This window comes from Stenotrophomonas sp. GZD-301 (assembly GCF_049310345.1).
Classification (GTDB): domain Bacteria; phylum Pseudomonadota; class Gammaproteobacteria; order Xanthomonadales; family Xanthomonadaceae; genus Stenotrophomonas.
Window position 1 is genome coordinate 1 of sequence record NZ_JBMOWY010000075.1, and the last position, 17,138, is coordinate 17,138.

Here is a 17,138-nt window from a genome sequence, read left to right on the forward strand (position 1 = left end):
GGAGCCGGCCAGCGGCCGGCACTACGCGTGATCCCTGGCATGGTGGGGAGCCGGCCAGCGGCCGGCACTACGTGTGATCCCTGGCATGGTGGGGAGCCGGCCAGCGGCCGGCACTACGCGTGATCCCTGGCATGGTGGGGAGCCGGCCAGCGGCCGGCACTACGTGTGATCCCTGGCATGGCGAGGAGCCGGCCAGCGGCCGGCACTACGCGTGATCCCCGGCATGGTGGGAGCCGGCCGGCGGCCGGCACTACGTGAGCGCGTGGTGCCGGTTCCTGCGGGCTCAATAGATCGGGGTGACTTTCATCTGCGGCAATGGCCGTGGCGCGCCGTCGGTGAGGTCCGGGCCGAGGTCTTCCCAGCGCTGGCCCTGCTCGACCATCTGGTGCCACAGCTGCTGCGATTCGCGCCGCTTGTCTTCCGAGCCCAGGCGGTATGAGGGCGGCGGCGGCTCGCCGCTGGCCACGGTCTCGTACGCATCGCGCCAGGCAGCCACGCGCTGCGCGGGATCGTCGGTGCGTGCGATTTCCAGCGTGTAACGCTGGTAGGCCGAGGCCAGGTTGCGCCAGCGGATCCAATAGTGGTTGGCGAAGGAGAAGTCGCAGAAGCGCTCACCGGCCACGCTGCCCTTGGCGGCGATGCGGCTGAGCACGTCCTGCGGCATGTCCAGGTTCATGCCGCCCTCGTCGCCGTGCAGCGAGACATGCACGATGCGATCGCGATAGCCCGGCGCACGCGCCTGCAGTACATCGCGCCAGTTCTGCATGGTGGAGACGATCGAGAACAGAAAACCGGACATCTCCGCCGCGGCGAGTGGCTTGGCAATGGACTGGTAGCTGCGCTGCCAGCCCTGGCGGTTCTCGGTGGGCAGGAACACGGCGCGCTCGATCTGCGCCTGCTCGCCCTGCCCGTCGGCCCCGGAGAGCATCACCGCGTCGGCATGGCGCGGGTACACCAGGTTGATGCCGAAGGTGGGCCAGCGCGGCAGTGCGGCGTCGAACAGGTGGATCGGGAAGTTGCTGCTGATCCCGCCATCGGAGAACCAGCAGACCCGGAAGGCGGTGATCACCGCCCCACAGTTCTGCCCGCCACTGGTCAGCCCTTCCATGCTGTCGGCGACATTGCTGTTGTCGCGCGCGGGCGCGGACTCGGCCACCGGCTCGCAGCGGCGCTCGCGGCGGGCCGGCTCGTGCAGCGGCACCGCGCTGATCAGCAGCGGGAAGCTCAGGCTCATGCGGGTGGCCACCAGTACCGGCAACTGCTCGCCATCGACCAGCCGGTAGTAGTCGCGCCCGTCCACGTGCTGCGGCGCCCCGGCCTGCGCCACCAGCCAGTCCACCACAGTGGCCGGGAACAGCTGCAGGAACTCCTCGCGCACGAACCAGAAGTGCGCCGCACTGAACGGCAGCGTGCGCGGCTCGGTATGCGAGACGCAGGTGGTGATCATCTGCAGGCTGATCGCATGCGCCCCGGCCGGCTCACCGGCATAGCGCGGCGCCTGGTGCAGGTCGCCGAAGGTCAGCGGCCGGTCGGCCGGCAGGCCGGCCAGCGCCTGCAGGCGGTCATGCAGCCAGTCGGTGAGGGCCGGCGTCGACGCATCGGCCTGGGTGGCGCCGCTGCACAGGCCCAGCAGGTTGCGCCGGGCCACCCGCGCCACGCGCAGGGCCGAGGCCAGCACGCCGGCACCGTAGGCACACAGCAGCGACGGCAGCAGCGTTGCCCAGACGCCATCCGTGCCGCCGGCCAGCCAGCCGATGCCGAGCAGCGCCAGCAGCGTGGCCAGCAGCTCCAGCGGCGCGATCGCGAACACCGCCGCGAGCAGGCAGGCGATCTTGCGCGACAGGCTGGACTTGCCGGTGAGCATCACCAGCAGCCGGTAGGCAGTGCGTGCGCCATGCGCGGGCTGGAACAGGCTGTAGATGAAGCCGCGCCGCGACAGCTCGGCCGATACCGTGGCCAGGCCCGGAAAACCGACCTGCGCCTCCACCGCCTCGCCGGCATGGCGCCGGCGGTCGCCCAGCGCGGCCGCGGCAGCGACCGCAGCGGCGATGGCACCGGCCGAGGTGCCGCCGATGTTCTTGAAGCGGTACTGGCGGGCCAGCGACAGCACCGCGTTGGGATACACGATGCCGCTGGTGATGCCGCCCTTCATGACCAGATCGCAATACCTGTCCGCCACGCTGCCATCCTCTGTCCGCCGGTGCGCAGCCGATCCGCGCACCCTCCCCGTGCATGGCCCGGATGGGGCCGCCGCATCGGGAGGTCGATAACGACAGTATCGCCTGCGGGCTTCTCAGGACCTGAGAAACCGGCCACGGATCGGCCTATTCGGCCGTGCCGGACTGCGGCACGCGCCGTACCTGGGACAGGTCGTAGCCAAGCGCGGCGATGCGGGTCATGGCCTTCTGGTAGTCCGCATCGGACAGGGTCGGGGTGCGTGACATCAGCCAGACATAGTCACGCTTGCTGCGGCCGACAATCGTCTGCTGGTAATCCGCGTCCAGGTACACGATCACGTACTCGGCCTGGATCGGCCAGATGAACTGCATGCCCCAGACCGCCCCGCCGGTGCCTTCCTTGACAGTACCGATCGGGTGCATGGTTTTCAGCGGCGCGTCGAAGCTGCCCTTGCGGTAGCGGAAGGTGGTCTGGATGCGGCCGTCCGGGCGCAGCGCATAGGATTCCACCGCATCGTAGGCCTCGCGCTCGGGCCGGCTGGGAATATGTGCGATGACATACCAGTCGCCCATGAAGCGCGGCACGTCGACCTGCGCCACCGGGGGAATGGGGCGGGTATTGCCGCCGCAGCCGCCCAGCAGCATGCCGGTGAGCAGCAGCGGGATGAAAGCGCGAATCGTCATGACAGCGTCCTCGACAGGCGTGGGGGTTCAGGGGCGATCGAACAGGTAGTGCGCCACCTGCCACTGCTGGCCCTGCTGGTAGCCGAACAGCTCCGCGCAGGCCATCCAGAACATGCGCCAGCGCTGGTGCCACAGCGGCGCTGCGGCATCGCCATAGCACTGGCGCAGCACCGCCATCACCGCATCCTTCTCGCGGTCCTGGTTGGCCAGCCAGTGGTTGGCGGTGCGTTCGTAGTGGGTGCCATCCAGCAGCCAGCGCTGCTGCAGGTGCAGGTGCTGCTGGAAGAACAGCAGGGTATCGGCGGCGGGCATCAGGCCACCGGTGAAGAAGTGCCGGCCCATCCAGTTGTCGTCGCCATCGGTCTCGAACGGGTACATCAGCGTGCGGTGCACGAAGATGTGCACGAACAGCTTGCCCTGCGGGGTGAGCCAGCCGTGGATGCGCTGCAGCAGCTGCGGGTAATTGCGCATGTGCTCGAACATCTCGATGGATACGCAGCGGTCGAAGCTGCCCGCCTCCAGGGTGAGGTGGTTGACGTCGCGGGTGAGCACGGTGACGTTGTCCAGGCCCAGTGCGCGGCACTGCCCCTGGATGTACTCGCGTTGGCTGTTGGAGTTGGAGACTGCGGTGATCCGCGCGTTGGGGTAGCGCTCGGCCATCCACAGCGTGAGCGAGCCCCAGCCGCAGCCCAGTTCGAGGATGCGCTGGCCGTCGGCGAGCTGCGCGCGCTCGCCATACAGCGCCAGCATCGCCTCTTCGGCTTCATCCAGCGTTTCGCGGCCGGTGGCGTAGTAGCAGCTGCTGTACTTCAGGCGCCTGCCCAGGCAGTGATGGAAGAAGTCCGCCGGCACTTCATAGTGCTGGCGATTGGCCGCATCCACGTGCAGCGCCACCGCGCTGCTGGCCAGCCCGGCGATGCGGGCGGCGAAGCGCTGCGACTGGGCCTGCTGGCCACCGGCGAGTTCGTCGCGCAGGCGCTGCTCGCACTGGCGGCGGATGCCCAGGCGCAGCAGCGCGTCGGGCAGCAGGCCGCGCTCGGCCAGGCCGGTCAGGCCGGGGGCGTAGTCCGGCAGGGGCAACGATTCACTGGCGGCATTCACGATGACATCTCCTTGCGGGAGGAAGAGCGGGAGGGGAACCACGGGAACAGCATCGGGGTGGTGCGCTGGTAGTCGCGGTAGTCCTCGCCACGGCTGCGCAGCGCCTGCGCTTCGGTGAAGGGAATGCCGCTGACCCAGCGCAGGAACACGTACATGACCAGCGGACCGGACCACGCCAGCCACCACAGCGGCGACTGCACGGCCAGCAGCACGTAGGTGAACCAGTGCAGCCATTCGAAGAAGTAGTTGGGATGCCGCGAGTAGCGCCACAGACCTTGGCGGCAGGTCGTTCCCCTGTTGGCCGGGTCGGCGCGGAAACGGGCCAGCTGGCGATCGGCAAGCGCCTCGCCGCCCACGCTCAGCAGCCACACCGCGGCCGCTGCGACCAGCCAGCCGGCATGCGTCGGCGGTGCGACCGACACCGCCACGAACGGCAGCGCGAACAGCACGATCAACAGCGCCTGGAACTGGAAGAAGCCGAAGATCTTGCCCTGGTGACCGTTCCAGTACTGCCGCAGGTGCTGGTAGCGGCCGTCCTCCGGCTCGCTCCGCACGCGGTGCCACAGGTGCAGCGCCAGCCGCGCGCCCCACAGCCCGCCCAGGACCGCCAGCGCGATCCGCGGCGTCGACGCGCCAGCACCGAGCACGGCAAGCAGCAGCGCCGATGCGCCGACGCCCTTGGCCCACAGTACGTCGACCACGCCGATGTTCTGGTGGCGGCGCTGCCACCACCAGCCCCACGTCATGATCACCGCGGCATACAGCCAGACCACCCACAGCATCTTCATCGTGCTTCTCCTGCAGCGAGGGTGTTGATCGGATCCATCCGGCGCTGCCAGTGGCGCGCGCACGCGGCCAGCAGCGGCAGCGCGACCGCCCAGCCGAGGCCCAGCATCGCCACGCCCTGCCAGGTGGGGGCGGCGAACGTCACCGAGGACCAGCCGCGCGCAGCAGACAGATAGGCCAGCGGCGCCAGCAGCAGGCCCACCAGGGCGGCCACGCGCAGATGCCGCTGCAGCACAGCGAAGGACACCGTCAGCGTCATGGCGAACGCCGCCCACAGCGCCAAGATCCAGATCGGGGCCAGCCAGGCCGAGGGATGTGCGGCGGCGTACACCACCCGCCCCGTGCCGCCCGCCAGGCCATCGACCACCAGCCCGCAGCCGATCGCCACGCCCATCAGCCGCGCCTCGACCGACGGCTGCGGCGACCACGCCAGCTGGCTGGCCACGTACACGGCGGCGGCCAGCAGTGCCGGCCACCACAGCCCGTGGCCGGCGCCGACCACCGCGCACAGCCAGACCAGCTGGTTGCCGATCACGTTGGACCAGAAGCGCAGCACCTCAGCCCTCCCCGGCGATCAGCGCGGGGCGGTAGCCGGGGCGCGCCATCAGCAGGTGTGAGACGCCGATCGAGCGCTCCAGGAAGCCGCCCTCGCAGTAGGCCAGGTAGAACTCCCACATCCGGATGAAACGCGCATCGAAGCCCTGCGCGCGCACGGCGGGCAACTGGGCGAGGAAGCGGTGCCGCCAGGCGCGCAGCGTCAGCGCATAGGACGGCCCGAAGTCGTGCTGGCCGATCAGCTGCAGGTCGCTGCTGCGGGTCTTGGCGGCGACGATCGCGTTGATGGACGGAATGAAGCTGCCGGGGAACACGAAGCGCTTGATGTAGTCCACGCTGCGACGGGCCTGTTCGTAGCGCTGGTCCTCAATGGTGATGGCCTGCAGCAGCGCCAGCCCGTCGGGGGTGAGCAGGCGGGTGAGCGTGGCGAAATAGGTATCCAGGTACTGCGCGCCGATCGCCTCGATCATCTCGATGGAGACCAGCTTGTCGTACTGGCCCTCCAGGTCACGGTAGTCCTTGAGCAGCAGGGTCACCTTGTCCTGCAGGCCGGCGGCCTCCACCCGGGCCTTGGCCAGCGTGTACTGCTCGACGGAAATGGTGGTGGTGGTGACATGGCAGCCGATCTCGCGCGCCGCGTACAGCGCGAAGCCGCCCCAGCCGGTGCCGATCTCGATGACGCGATCGTCGGCGGTGAGCTGCAGCTGCTCGCAGATGCGCGCCAGCTTGCGCTGCGAGGCCGCCTCCAAGGTATCCCCGGCGCTGGCATACAGCGCCGAGGAGTACATCAGGTCTTCGGACAGGAACAGCGAGAAGAACGGGTTGCCCAGGTCGTAGTGCGCGGCGATGTTGCGCCGGCTGCCTTCGCGGGTATTGCGGCGCAGGCGGTTCCAGCCCTTCAGCAGCCAACCGCCGACACGCGCCACGCCGTGCTCCATGCTGTCGAGCAGGTCGCGGTTGCGCACCAGCAGCTGCACCAGCGCGACCAGGTCGCTGCAGCGCCAGTCGCCCCGGATGTAGGCCTCACCGGCGCCGACGCTGCCCTGCGCGGCCACGGCGCGGTAGAACGCCGGATCGTCGACCCACACGGTGACGCGCAGCGGTGCCGTCGGATCGCCCAGCATTACGTCGCCGGCCGCATCGCGCAGGTGCAGGCTGCCGCCGCGCAGCGGGGCCAGCTGGGAGACCAGGCGATCGCGCAGGAAGCGTTCGAGCGCGGTGGGCAGCGCGGGCAGAAGTGGCCGGGTCATGTCGTTCATGGGCGTTTTCCAGCAAGCGAAGGGTGGACGTGGACGGGGGTGCGCTTGAGCCACAGCCGCAGCGCCTGCCAGTGGATGGCCGCCACCACCTGCAGGGTCATCAGCGGGTAGCGCAGCAGGACGCCGGCGAGGCTGCGGCGGTCCAGCGGTTGGCGCTGCAGGACCAGATCGGCATCGAACTGGCGCGCGCCGTCGCGCCAGACCTGCATGTGCACGTGCAGATCCTCGCCCGGTGCGGTGAAGCGCCAGCGGTAGCGGCAGTCCATCGGCATGAACGGCGAGACGTGGAACTGTTTGTCGAACTCCCACGCCAGCGCGCGGCCGTGGGCATCGGCGGCGGCCACCGGCAGCACGTAGGCGTGCCGTTCCTTCCAGGGCGTGTTGGTGATCTCCGCGACGATGCACTCCAGCGTGGTGCCGTCCGCCGCGTAGCAGTAGTAGAAGCTGACCGGGTTGAACACGTGGCCGGCATAGCGCAGGTGCGCGAGCAGGCGGACCGGTCCGGCCGGCGCGTGACCCAGCGCCTCGGTCACGCGCGCACGCACGGCCTCTGCCAGCGGCACCGCCGGATCGCCCAGGTAATCGCTGCGGCGGAACTCGGCCAGGTTGCGGCGGCCCACCGACCACAGCCAGCGGCCACGGAACACCTGGTCCAGCTCATCCAGATCCAGCAGCAGTTGCGCCACCGGGTAGCCGAAGGCGTGGGCCTGCGGCAGATGGCGGCGATGCCGCATGCGGCCGCGGTAGATCGCGCTGGCGCTCATGCCGGCACCGCTTCGGACAGCGGCCAGTACGCGTCGGCATCCAGTGCCTCCAGCGCATCCACCACGCGGCGCGCGCTGCGGATGCCGTCTTCATGGAAGCCCCAGCCCCAGTACGCGCCGGCGAACCAGGTCCGGCGCCGGCCCTGCACCTCGGCCCAGCGCCCCTGCGCGCGCACCATCGCGTGGTCGTGGACCGGGTGCGCGTACTGCAGGCGGCGCAGCACCTTGGCCGGGTCGATCGCCTCGCTGCGGTTGAGCGTGACCACCAGCGGCGTGGGCGTGTCGATGCCCTGCAACAGGTTCATGCAGTAGCTGACCGTGCACGGCGCCATCGGTGATGACGGCACGTGGGCGTTCCAGGCGGCCCAGGCCTTACGCCGCGTGGGCAGCAGCCGGGCGTCGGTATGCAGCACCACCTCGTTGGGCTGGTAGCGGATCGCCCCGAGCACGGCACGTTCGGTGGGATCGGCGTCGGACAGCATCGCCAGCGCCTGGTCGCTGTGGCAGGCCAGCACCAGCTGGTCGAACCCTTCCAGACCGGCCGCGCTGTGCACGCGCACGCCCTGCGCGTGGCGCTCCACGCCGTACACCCGGCACTCCAGCCGCTCACGGACCTGCCAGCGGCGGCGCATCGCCTCGATGTAGCGCGCCGAGCCGCCCTCCACCACCCGCCACGGCGCACGGCCGCTGACCTGCAGCATCTGATGGTTGGCCATGAACTGGACCAGGTAGCGCGCGGGGAACGCAGCCAGTGCGGCGCTGGGTGCCGACCACAGCGCCGAGGCCATCGGCAGCAGGTGCTCATCCACGAAGGCGCGGCCGTAGCCGCCGGCCTGCAGGTACTCGCCCAGCGACGGCCCTTCCTGGTCGCTCTGCAGCAGCGCGGGCGCCTCGCGGTAGAAGCGCCGCAGGTCGCGCAGCATGCCCCAGAAGCGCGGCGAAACCAGGTTGCGGCGCTGGCAGAACAGCGCATCCAGCGAAGTGGCGTTGTACTCCAGCCCGCTGCGCTCGCTGTGTACGGAAAAACTCATCGTTGTCGGCCGTGTGGCCACGTTGAGCTGCTCGAACAGCGCCGTGAGCAGCGGGTAGTGCAGCGGGTTGAACACGATGAACCCGGTGTCCACCGCCTGCATGCGTCCGTCCACCTCCACCGTATGGGTGTGGGTGTGCCCGCCCAGGTAGTCGTTGGCTTCGAACAGCGTCACCTCGTGGCGTTGCGACAGCCACCAGGCGCTGGCAAGACCGGCGATGCCCGATCCGATCACGGCGATGCGCATGTCAGTTCTCCGCCTTGGCCAGCACCCACGCCGGCACCGGTTTGAGATCGCGTACCAGGCCCAGCCAGCCCATCACGCGCAGGCCGTACCAGGTGATGTCCACTTCCCACCAGTAGAAGCCCTGGCGCACCGTGCCCGGGAAGAAGTGATGGTTGTTGTGCCAGCCTTCGCCGAAGGTCAGCAGCGCCAGCCACAGGTTGTTGCGGCTGTCATCGCCGGTGGCGAAGCGGCGGCGGCCGAAGCGGTGCGCCAGCGAATTGATGGTGACCGTGGCGTGGAACAGCACCACCGTGGAGACGAAGAAGCCCCACACCAGCATCTGACCGCCGCTGGTGCCCCACGACGGCGCGATGTGCTCGAGCAGGGCGCCCAGGCCGAACAGCGCGGCGGCCAATGCGATCGGCACGAGGGTGTCGAAGCGGTCCAGCCAGCGCAGTTCGGGGTACTTCGCCAGGTCCGGGATGCGGTCCCAGTCGGTGCGGAAGCCCTCGGTGGTGAGGAACCAGCCCATGTGGCTCCACCAGAAGCCATGCACGCGCGGCGAGTGCGGGTCGGCCGGGGTATCGGTGTGGCGGTGATGGTTGCGATGGTGCGCGGCCCACCACAGCGGCCCGCGCTGCACGCTGGCCGCGCCGATCAGCGCGAACACGAACTGCACCACGCGCGAGGTGCGGAAGGTGCGGTGCGAGAAATAGCGGTGGTAAAACGCGGTGATCGCGAACATGCGCACCGCGTACAGCGCCACCGCTACCCCGACAGCAACCCAGGACACGCCCACCCACAGCACCGCCACGCAGGCCAGGTGCATCGCCGCGAAGGGGATCGCACGCAGCCAGTCCACGCGCGGCACCGCGTCGGACGCCACCACCGTATCGGCACCGGTATCAAACCAGCGCCGCACCGTGGGCCAAAGGCCACGGCGGGCAGTGCGTCCTGTTGCAGGGGCGGGTCCGGCCGACATATCGCGCATCTCCTGGCGTGCTTGTCAGGAGATACGGGAACAGCGGCCCTCCGGATGCACGTATCCGGAAATAAAGTGCACGTTACAGGGTGGCGATGTCGCCCTTGGCGATGATCGGGCCGGTCGGGATGCCCTGCGGGGCGCCGCCGGACGGTTCCAGCGTGATCGCCAGCACCGATCCGTTCACCAGCGCATCACGCAGCGTGTCCGGGACCGCCACGGTGTGGGCGCGGTTGATCGAGACCAGGCCCAGCGAGCGCGGCGCGCCGCCGGCCGGGATCAGCCACAGCTCGGGCGCGCGTCCGGCCGCATCGGCCGGTGCCGGGACCGGCACCATCAACACCTTGCCCTGGGCCTTGTCGACCGAGGCCAGCCAGCCGGGGGACCCGTCGTCGTGCAGCAGCGGCGTGACCGGCTTGGTGGCCTGTTCCGGCTCGGCCGGCGTGGTCGGGGTGACTGCCACCGGGGGCGCTACCGGTGCCACCGGCACCACGTCGCGGCGGGCAAGCACCGCCACCAGTGCGACCACCGCGGCCAGCGCGGTCATGCCCTGCCAGAAGCCGGTGCGCTGCCAGGCGCGTGGCGTGGTGGCCACCGACGGCCAGCCCAGCGAGGTGCGGATGCGCGGCCACAGGTGGGCCGGAACCGCCTCGGTGCCGAGCGATTCGAGCAGCGGGGCCAGCCGGTTTTCCCACTGGCTCACCAGGCGGGCAAAGCCCGGATCGCGGGCGATGCGCTGTTCCACCTCGGTGCGCTGGGCGGCATCGAGCACACCGAGCACGTATTCACCGGCCAGGATGTCGGCACCCGGCGGTTCGGCGTCATCGGGCAGATCATGGAGATCGCGGATGTTCATCGTTCCAGGCACACCCGTAGTTGGCCCAGCCCACGGCGAATCCAGCTTTTCACCGACCCCAGCGGCGCACCGATCCGGCGCGCCAGCTCTTCATAGCTGGCGCCATCCAGGAAGGCCAGCCGGATCAGCGAGCGGCGGCGCGGCTCCAGGGTGTCCAGGCAATCGTCCAGGCGCTCGCGATCGGAGGCATGCTCGGCCGCCTGCGCCGGCTGCGGCGCGAAATCGGGTATCTCTTCGGCCACCGACAGATCATCCAGCGCGCGCGGCGGGGCGGCGCGCAGGCGGTCGATGGCGCGGTTGCGGGCCAGCATCGAGAGCCAGGTCATGGCCGAGGCCTTGGCGCGGTCGAACTGCGCGGCCTTGTGCCACACCGTGACGAAGGCATCCTGCAGCACGTCCTCGGCATCGCCGCGGTCGCGCAGCACGTGCAGGCAGATCGCGAAGAGTCGGCCGGACGCCAGCTGGTAGACCGATTCGAATGCCTGGCGGTCACCGGTGGCGACCTGGACCAGCAGCTCATCGAGGCGCCGCGAGGCGCCGGTATCGGCAGTGTCCAGCTCAGGCATCGCAGGCTCAATGTCGGCAGGGGGACTGCCGGCATCGTCGTCGCTGCGCGCCTGCGGCGCAAGAGGGCGATCATCCGGCGCATGTGGACACCAGCGGCTGCTGCCGCGCGGCCACCAGCTCGGCCGGGGTTGCCGCGACCGGCAGATCGGGAAACTCGACCCGCACCTGCGGGTAGCGACCGTGTTCATCACGCACGTTGCCGGTGCCGGAGAACTGCAGCAGGCGCGGCGTCGTGCGCGCGTAGACCAGGGTCACCGCCGGCACCGCAAACCCGAACCACGCGTCCAGGCGCATCTGCAGCTGCTCGGCCGGCTGGCCCTGCCAGGTGACCGCGCCGCTGCGCTGCAGCTTCAACGGCACCAGCCGCTGGCGGCTGGGCAGCAGGAACTGGAACGCCACGCTGCGCCCGCCCTGCAGGGCCTCCCAATGCGTGAGCACGGCTGCATCGAACCCGGCGTCCACCACCGCATCGGCCGGAATCGCGATGGCACGGCTGACGCGCTCGGCCCGCGCGTCTTCACGCACATACACGGTGCGGGCGGCGGCGCTGCCCTGCAGGCCCTCCTGGTAGCCGCTGCGTGCATCCTCGAAGGCGAAGTCCGGGGTCTGCGCGCTGCCCTGCGGGGTCATCCATTTGCGCGCGAAGGCGCGCCCGTCGGCGCAGCGGTACAGCACCAGCCGCGAGCGGGTCTCGGGCGGGCCCTGCAGCCAATGGGTCTCGCGGTACAGCAGGCGGCCGCCGGCGGGCGCGTAGGCGCGGCCTTCCTGGCGCTGCACCTGCTGGGCAGCGGCCGGCAGCACCGGGATCAACACCAGCAGCAGCGAAGGCAGAAGGGTTCGGCGCATGTCCGGCTCCACAGGGGGGTCATCGGGAGATACGCAGACAACGGCGTCACGGATGCAGTGGACCGCTGGCTGCGCCGAAGGCCATGCCTCAGATCAATCGCCGCCGTACCCGGACGTGATGCCTTCGACGTTCACGGGTGGCGGGTGTGGAACAGCATCGGAGGTCTGCTGCCTCTGGGTCGTGGGGATGCCCCGCATCGTGCCTGGCGGGCAATGCTCCCACTTGTCGATACTATCGTGACGCGGTACTATTCAAAGGCGGAACTCTGAAATGTCCATCCTGTCGTTCCGCTGCATCGCCACCAGACGCCTGTTCACGGGCAAGCAGATTCGAGCGTTCCAGGGCGTGCACAAGGTCGCAATGCGAAAACTTGCCATGCTGGATGCCGCGTTACGGCTCGACGATCTGCGTATTCCCCCGGCCAATCGACTTGAGCGGCTGCGCGGTGACCGGGCAGGCCAATACAGCATCCGTATCAACGATCAGTATCGAATCTGCTTTGCATGGACCGATGCCGGTCCCACCGATGTCGAGATCTGCGACTACCACTGAGGAAGGCGTCATGCGTTCTGTTCCCTATCCGCACCCGGGCGAGATCCTGCAGGAAGAATTCCTCACCCCGCTCGGTTTGAGCCAGTACCGCCTGGCCAAGAGCATCGACGTCAAACAGACCCGCATCAGCGAGATCATTGCAGGCCGGCGCAGCGTGACCGCCGACACCGCGCTGCGGCTGGCGCGCTTCTTCGGTACCAGCGATGCGTTCTGGCTGAACCTGCAGATGGCCCATGACGCGGCCAAGGCCAAGGACGAACTGGCGGACGTGCTGGCGCGCATCGCGCCGTACCACCCCGCTGCCTGAGCACCCGCCCCTCTTGACCATCGCCCGCCTTCGGCCTACCTTGTGCTCGCCGAAGGTATCCATCTCTTTATGCAGATGAAGGGATGGATTTAAACGGGAATCCGGTGAAGGCGCCTTGCGCGCCCATTCCGGAGCTGCCCCGCAGCGGTGAATGGAAACGAATCCTGCCAACAGCACTGGGCATCCGCCTGGGAAGCGGCAGGTACTAGGAGGGCGTTCGCGCCCGTGTCCATCAGCCCGAATACCGGCCCCGGCCGGGGAACACGACCGTTCCCCGATTCGACCTGGAACGTCCGCGGGGAGGTTGCCGGGGCCTGCCGCCATGCCGCCTGCATGGCGCTGCCCCCGTGCGTCCGCTTCACGGCATCCGGTTCGCCCGCGGGGGCGAAGGTCGCTGGCGGGGCGGGCACGGCAGCGATGGCGTGGACGGCGCGCGGTTCCTTCGTTCCTCAATGCCCCTACGCAATGAGGACACGTTTCAATGACTACCGTTACCAACCTGGGTTTCCCGCGCATCGGCGCCAAGCGCGAGCTCAAGCGCGCGCTGGAGGCGTACTGGTCCGGCGACAGCAGCGCGCAATCGCTGCAGGACACCGCCCGCGCGCTGCGCGCCCGCCATTGGCAGCTGCAGCGCGATGCCGGGGTGGACGTACCGCCGAGCAACGATTTCAGCTTCTACGACCAGGTGCTGGATACCGCCTTCCTGTTCGATGCGATCCCGGCCCGCTACCGCGCGCTGGCCGATGCCGACCCGCTGGCCGGCTACTTCGCGCTGGCCCGTGGCGTGCAGCGCGATGGCCATGACCTGCACGCGCTGGAAATGACCAAGTGGTTCGACACCAACTACCACTACCTGGTGCCCGAGCTGCAGGCCGGCCAGGGCTTCGCGCTGCGCGGCGACAAACCGCTGGCCGAGTACCGTGAAGCCCGCGCGCTGGGCATCCAGACGCGCCCGGTGCTGCTGGGCCCGGTGAGCTTCCTGCTGCTGTCAAAGACCGTCGATGGCAGCCCGGCGCTGGAGCTGCTGGACGCGCTGCTGCCGGTCTATGCCGAACTGCTCGGCGCCCTGAAGGACGCCGGCGCCGAGTGGGTGCAGCTGGACGAACCGCTGCTGGTGCAGGATCTGGACGAGACCGCACGCGCCGCCTACGCGCATGCCTACGCCACCTTGGCCACCGCACCGCGCCCCAAGGTACTGGTGGCCACTTACTTCGGCGCACTGGAGGACAACCTCCCCCTGGCCGCCTCCCTGCCCGTCGATGGCCTGCACGTGGACCTGGTGCGCGCACCGGAACAGCTGGATGCGGTGATCAAGGCGCTGCCGGCTGGCCGCGTGCTGTCGGCTGGCCTGGTCAACGGCCGCAACATCTGGCGCACCCACCTGGACAACGCGCTGGTGCTGGCCCGCTACGCGCATGGCCATCTGGGCGACCGGCTGTGGCTGGCCCCGTCGTGCTCGCTGCTGCACAGCCCGGTGGACCTCACCCTGGAAACCAAGCTGGACGACGAGCTGCGCGGCTGGCTGGCGTTCTCCCGGCAGAAGCTGCAGGAGCTGCGCCTGCTCGCCGACGCCATCGACGGCGGATCGCAGGCCGAGGCCGGGCTGGCCGAGGCACGGGCACGCATCGAGTCGCGCCGGCAGTCGCCGCGCGTGCACAAGCCGGCCGTCGCCGCGCGCCTCGCCGCGCTGACCCCGGCCGATGCGCAGCGCCACAGCCGCTACCCGCAACGCCACCTGGCGCAGGCCGCCGCCCTCAAGCTGCCGCGCTTCCCCACCACCACCATCGGCTCGTTCCCACAGACCCTGGAGGTGCGTGAGGCACGTGCACGCAACAAGTCCGGCAAGCTCTCCGATGCCGACTACGATGCCTTCCTCGCCACCCAGACCGAACACTGCGTGCGCGTGCAGGAGCAGATCGGGCTGGACGTGCTGGTGCACGGCGAGTTCGAGCGCAACGACATGGTCGAGTACTTCGGCGAGCAGCTCGATGGTTTCGCGTTCACCAGGAACGGCTGGGTGCAGAGCTACGGCTCGCGCTGCGTGAAGCCGCCGGTGATCTACGGCGATGTGACCCGCCCGCAGCCGATGACGGTGCGCTGGTCGCAGTACGCGCAGTCGCTCACCGACCGGCCGATGAAAGGCATGCTGACCGGCCCGGTGACGGTGCTGCAGTGGTCGTTCGTGCGGGATGACCAGTCGCGCGCCGCGACCTGCCGGCAGATCGCGCTGGCACTGCGCGATGAGGTGCTGGACCTGGAAGCGGCCGGCATCGGCGTGATCCAGATCGACGAGCCTGCCATCCGCGAGGGCCTGCCGCTGCGCCGCGCGCAGTGGCGCGAGTACCTGGACTGGGCGGTGGAAGCATTCCGCATCAGCGCCAGCGGCGTGCGCGACGCGACCCAGATCCACACCCACATGTGCTACTCCGAGTTCAACGACATCATCCATTCGGTGGCCGCGATGGATGCCGACGTGATCTCCATCGAAACCTCGCGGTCGCGCATGGAACTGCTGGATGCGTTCGTCCGCTTCCAGTACCCCAACGAGATCGGCCCGGGCGTGTACGACATCCACTCCCCGCGCGTGCCGGACAAGGAGGAGATGCTGGCACTGCTGCGCAAGGCCGCCGAAGTCCTGCGTCCGGAGCAGATCTGGGTCAACCCCGATTGCGGGCTCAAGACCCGCGGCTGGAAGGAAACCCGGGCCGCGCTCGACGCGCTGGTGGCCGCCGCGCGCCAGCTGCGCGAGGAAAGCGCCGACGCCAACGCTGCCTGATCCACCGCCACACCTGGCCCCAAGGACCGCGCCGCCGCCGTTGCCGGCGGTGCGGTCGACGAGAATCCGCATGACCACGCCTCACACCACCCCGATCGACCGCCCCACCCTGGCCCTGCCGGGTGGACACACCCGGCTGCTGCTGCACTCGTGCTGCGCCCCGTGCTCGGGCGAAGTCATGGAGGCGATTACCGCCTCGGGCATCGACTACACGATCTTCTTCTACAACCCCAACATCCACCCGGTGAAGGAGTACGAACTGCGCAAGCAGGAGAACATCCGCTTCGCCGAGAAACACGGCGTGCCGTTCGTCGATGCCGACTACGACACCGACAACTGGTTTTCACGTGCACGCGGCATGGAGAACGAGCCCGAACGCGGCATCCGCTGCACGATGTGCTTCGACATGCGCTTCGTGCGCACCGCGCTGTACGCGCACGAACACGGCTTCCAGGTGATCAGCAGTTCGCTGGGCATCTCGCGCTGGAAGGACATGAACCAGATCAACGACTGCGGCCACCGCGCCGCCGCGCACTATCCGGGCATCCAGTACTGGGATTACAACTGGCGCAAGGGCGGTGGCGCCGCGCGCATGGTCGAGATCAGCAAGCGCGAGCAGTTCTACCAGCAGGAATACTGCGGCTGCGTGTATTCGCTGCGCGACGCCAACCGCCACCGCCGCGAGAACGGCCGCGAGCGGATCAGGATCGGGGTGCTGTATTACGGCGACGGCACGTCGCGACCGGGCGACGCCGACTGACCGCCACCGGGGCGTCGGCTAGACTGGACGCCCCACCTGCGTGATGCCGCCATGAACCGTTTCCCCGCCGATGTCGCCCTGATCGTGGTCGACCTGCAGCCGGACTTCATGCCCGGTGGCGCGCTGCCCTGCGAAGACGGCGATGCGATCGTGGCGGACATCGCCGCCCTGCTCGCGCAGGGGCGATACGCCACGGTGGTGGCGACCCAGGACTGGCACCCGCACGACCATGCGTCGTTCGCCAGCCAGCATCCCGGCCACGCCCCGTTCGAGCAGATTGCCCTGCACGGCCACCCGCAGACACTGTGGCCGGATCACTGCGTGCAGGGCACGCCCGGCGCCGCGCTGCACGCCGGTGTGGACTGGACCCCCGCGGCGATGATCCTGCGCAAGGGACGCAACCGCCACGTGGATTCGTACAGCGCCTTCCAGGAAAACCACGACGCCGATGGCCAGCGGCCGCCCACCGGGCTGGCCGGCTGGCTGCGCGAACGCGGTATCACCGAGGTGCACGTGTGCGGACTGGCACGCGACTACTGCGTGCTGTGGACCGCGCAGGACGCGGCCACCGCCGGCTTCCGCGTGGGCTATCTGTGGGGGCTGACGCGCCCGGTCAGTGCCGCCAACGACGACGCCACGCGCGCGGCACTGGCGGCCAGCGGCATCGCGCTGCGCTGACGCCGTTGCGGCCCGGGGCCTCAGGCGCCCGGCGGCTGCTTGGCGGCGGCCTTGCGCTGGCGCTCGGCTTCCAGCCGTGCATTGCGCTGGAATACCCACACCAGCAACCAGATCGAACCGCCCACCACCACCGCGCAGACACCCAGCACGGCCAGCAGTTTCACCCACGCCATCGGATCGGTATTCATCACGCACTCCATTGCAGGACAGGGGCCGGAGCATAGCACCGGC

The 17,138-nt window shown here is 69.4% G+C and carries 18 protein-coding genes and 1 riboswitch; of the genes, 5 read left to right on the forward strand and 13 right to left on the reverse strand.

The window, feature by feature from the left end:
- Positions 1-283: 283 nt before the first annotated feature.
- The 12 genes from ACO6VK_RS18665 to ACO6VK_RS18720 all read right to left on the reverse strand — a co-directional run bounded on the left by ACO6VK_RS18665 (position 284) and on the right by ACO6VK_RS18720 (position 11,833).
- Positions 284-2,179, reverse strand: coding sequence for a patatin-like phospholipase family protein (locus ACO6VK_RS18665; protein ID WP_422509743.1), 1,896 nt, complete (start codon positions 2,177-2,179; stop codon positions 284-286).
- A gap of 145 nt (positions 2,180-2,324) precedes the next feature.
- Complete coding sequence (locus tag ACO6VK_RS18670; protein ID WP_422509745.1) at positions 2,325-2,861, reverse strand: lipocalin family protein; 537 nt, start codon at positions 2,859-2,861, stop codon at positions 2,325-2,327.
- Positions 2,862-2,888: 27 nt separating this feature from the next.
- Positions 2,889-3,962, reverse strand: coding sequence for a class I SAM-dependent methyltransferase (locus tag ACO6VK_RS18675; protein WP_422509747.1), 1,074 nt, complete (start codon positions 3,960-3,962; stop codon positions 2,889-2,891).
- Entirely contained in the window at positions 3,959-4,750 is a 792-nt protein-coding gene (locus ACO6VK_RS18680; protein ID WP_422509749.1) for a DUF1295 domain-containing protein, read from the reverse strand. Before ACO6VK_RS18680 ends, ACO6VK_RS18675 begins: the two co-directional genes overlap by 4 nt.
- The gene (locus tag ACO6VK_RS18685; protein ID WP_422509751.1) at positions 4,747-5,304 is read right to left on the reverse strand and encodes a DUF2878 domain-containing protein; all 558 of its coding nucleotides are present in this window, start codon (positions 5,302-5,304) and stop codon (positions 4,747-4,749) included. Before ACO6VK_RS18685 ends, ACO6VK_RS18680 begins: the two co-directional genes overlap by 4 nt.
- A 1-nt stretch (position 5,305) precedes the next feature.
- Positions 5,306-6,562 carry a class I SAM-dependent methyltransferase gene (locus ACO6VK_RS18690; RefSeq protein ID WP_422509753.1) on the reverse strand — a complete coding sequence of 419 codons (1,257 nt, stop codon included), beginning with the start codon at positions 6,560-6,562 and terminating at the stop codon, positions 5,306-5,308.
- Entirely contained in the window at positions 6,559-7,326 is a 768-nt protein-coding gene (locus ACO6VK_RS18695) for a DUF1365 domain-containing protein (protein ID WP_422509755.1), read from the reverse strand. The genes ACO6VK_RS18690 and ACO6VK_RS18695 overlap by 4 nt, the downstream gene beginning before the upstream one ends.
- The gene (locus ACO6VK_RS18700; protein WP_422509757.1) at positions 7,323-8,603 is read right to left on the reverse strand and encodes an NAD(P)/FAD-dependent oxidoreductase; all 1,281 of its coding nucleotides are present in this window, start codon (positions 8,601-8,603) and stop codon (positions 7,323-7,325) included. The genes ACO6VK_RS18695 and ACO6VK_RS18700 overlap by 4 nt, the downstream gene beginning before the upstream one ends.
- A gap of 1 nt (position 8,604) precedes the next feature.
- Positions 8,605-9,564 (reverse strand): acyl-CoA desaturase, encoded by a 960-nt coding sequence (locus ACO6VK_RS18705; protein WP_422509759.1) that lies wholly within the window; start codon positions 9,562-9,564, stop codon positions 8,605-8,607.
- A gap of 82 nt (positions 9,565-9,646) precedes the next feature.
- Positions 9,647-10,420 (reverse strand): anti-sigma factor, encoded by a 774-nt coding sequence (locus tag ACO6VK_RS18710; protein WP_422509761.1) that lies wholly within the window; start codon positions 10,418-10,420, stop codon positions 9,647-9,649.
- Entirely contained in the window at positions 10,417-10,986 is a 570-nt protein-coding gene (locus ACO6VK_RS18715) for a sigma-70 family RNA polymerase sigma factor (protein ID WP_422509763.1), read from the reverse strand. The genes ACO6VK_RS18710 and ACO6VK_RS18715 overlap by 4 nt, the downstream gene beginning before the upstream one ends.
- A 70-nt stretch (positions 10,987-11,056) precedes the next feature.
- Positions 11,057-11,833, reverse strand: coding sequence for a hypothetical protein (locus ACO6VK_RS18720; RefSeq protein WP_422509765.1), 777 nt, complete (start codon positions 11,831-11,833; stop codon positions 11,057-11,059).
- Between the two features lie 271 nt (positions 11,834-12,104).
- Here ACO6VK_RS18720 and ACO6VK_RS18725 point away from each other — a divergent pair, with 271 nt between their 5' ends.
- The 5 genes from ACO6VK_RS18725 to pncA all read left to right on the forward strand — a co-directional run bounded on the left by ACO6VK_RS18725 (position 12,105) and on the right by pncA (position 16,907).
- Entirely contained in the window at positions 12,105-12,386 is a 282-nt protein-coding gene (locus ACO6VK_RS18725; protein WP_422509767.1) for a type II toxin-antitoxin system RelE/ParE family toxin, read from the forward strand.
- Between the two features lie 10 nt (positions 12,387-12,396).
- Complete coding sequence (locus ACO6VK_RS18730) at positions 12,397-12,693, forward strand: HigA family addiction module antitoxin (protein ID WP_422509769.1); 297 nt, start codon at positions 12,397-12,399, stop codon at positions 12,691-12,693.
- 35 nt (positions 12,694-12,728) lie between these two features.
- Positions 12,729-12,960, forward strand: a riboswitch (cobalamin riboswitch).
- A 214-nt stretch (positions 12,961-13,174) separates the two neighbouring features.
- A complete protein-coding gene (gene metE, locus ACO6VK_RS18735; protein ID WP_422509771.1) occupies positions 13,175-15,469 on the forward strand; it encodes a 5-methyltetrahydropteroyltriglutamate--homocysteine S-methyltransferase in 2,295 nt (764 codons plus the stop codon).
- Positions 15,470-15,539: 70 nt separating this feature from the next.
- Positions 15,540-16,229 (forward strand): epoxyqueuosine reductase QueH, encoded by a 690-nt coding sequence (locus ACO6VK_RS18740; RefSeq protein WP_422509773.1) that lies wholly within the window; start codon positions 15,540-15,542, stop codon positions 16,227-16,229.
- Positions 16,230-16,280: 51 nt separating this feature from the next.
- Positions 16,281-16,907 carry a bifunctional nicotinamidase/pyrazinamidase gene (gene pncA, locus ACO6VK_RS18745; RefSeq protein WP_422509775.1) on the forward strand — a complete coding sequence of 209 codons (627 nt, stop codon included), beginning with the start codon at positions 16,281-16,283 and terminating at the stop codon, positions 16,905-16,907.
- A 20-nt stretch (positions 16,908-16,927) separates the two neighbouring features.
- Here the strand turns inward: pncA and ACO6VK_RS18750 are convergent, their stop codons facing one another.
- Positions 16,928-17,095 carry a hypothetical protein gene (locus tag ACO6VK_RS18750; protein ID WP_422509777.1) on the reverse strand — a complete coding sequence of 56 codons (168 nt, stop codon included), beginning with the start codon at positions 17,093-17,095 and terminating at the stop codon, positions 16,928-16,930.
- Positions 17,096-17,138 lie beyond the last annotated feature (43 nt).

What these genes read in the sequence shown, in the direction of transcription:
- ACO6VK_RS18680 (WP_422509749.1), bottom strand. Translation starts at nt 4,750, where the DNA reads ATGAAGATGCTGTGGGTGGTCTGGCTGTATGCCGCGGTGATCATGACG.
- ACO6VK_RS18750 (WP_422509777.1), bottom strand. Translation starts at nt 17,095, where the DNA reads ATGAATACCGATCCGATGGCGTGGGTGAAACTGCTGGCCGTGCTGGGT.
- ACO6VK_RS18695 (WP_422509755.1), bottom strand. Translation starts at nt 7,326, where the DNA reads ATGAGCGCCAGCGCGATCTACCGCGGCCGCATGCGGCATCGCCGCCAT.
- ACO6VK_RS18700 (WP_422509757.1), bottom strand. Translation starts at nt 8,603, where the DNA reads ATGCGCATCGCCGTGATCGGATCGGGCATCGCCGGTCTTGCCAGCGCC.
- ACO6VK_RS18730 (WP_422509769.1), top strand. Translation starts at nt 12,397, where the DNA reads ATGCGTTCTGTTCCCTATCCGCACCCGGGCGAGATCCTGCAGGAAGAA.
- ACO6VK_RS18670 (WP_422509745.1), bottom strand. Translation starts at nt 2,861, where the DNA reads ATGACGATTCGCGCTTTCATCCCGCTGCTGCTCACCGGCATGCTGCTG.
- ACO6VK_RS18720 (WP_422509765.1), bottom strand. Translation starts at nt 11,833, where the DNA reads ATGCGCCGAACCCTTCTGCCTTCGCTGCTGCTGGTGTTGATCCCGGTG.
- metE (WP_422509771.1), top strand. Translation starts at nt 13,175, where the DNA reads ATGACTACCGTTACCAACCTGGGTTTCCCGCGCATCGGCGCCAAGCGC.
- pncA (WP_422509775.1), top strand. Translation starts at nt 16,281, where the DNA reads ATGAACCGTTTCCCCGCCGATGTCGCCCTGATCGTGGTCGACCTGCAG.
- ACO6VK_RS18690 (WP_422509753.1), bottom strand. Translation starts at nt 6,562, where the DNA reads ATGAACGACATGACCCGGCCACTTCTGCCCGCGCTGCCCACCGCGCTC.
- ACO6VK_RS18740 (WP_422509773.1), top strand. Translation starts at nt 15,540, where the DNA reads ATGACCACGCCTCACACCACCCCGATCGACCGCCCCACCCTGGCCCTG.
- ACO6VK_RS18725 (WP_422509767.1), top strand. Translation starts at nt 12,105, where the DNA reads ATGTCCATCCTGTCGTTCCGCTGCATCGCCACCAGACGCCTGTTCACG.
- ACO6VK_RS18715 (WP_422509763.1), bottom strand. Translation starts at nt 10,986, where the DNA reads ATGCCTGAGCTGGACACTGCCGATACCGGCGCCTCGCGGCGCCTCGAT.
- ACO6VK_RS18710 (WP_422509761.1), bottom strand. Translation starts at nt 10,420, where the DNA reads ATGAACATCCGCGATCTCCATGATCTGCCCGATGACGCCGAACCGCCG.
- ACO6VK_RS18705 (WP_422509759.1), bottom strand. Translation starts at nt 9,564, where the DNA reads ATGTCGGCCGGACCCGCCCCTGCAACAGGACGCACTGCCCGCCGTGGC.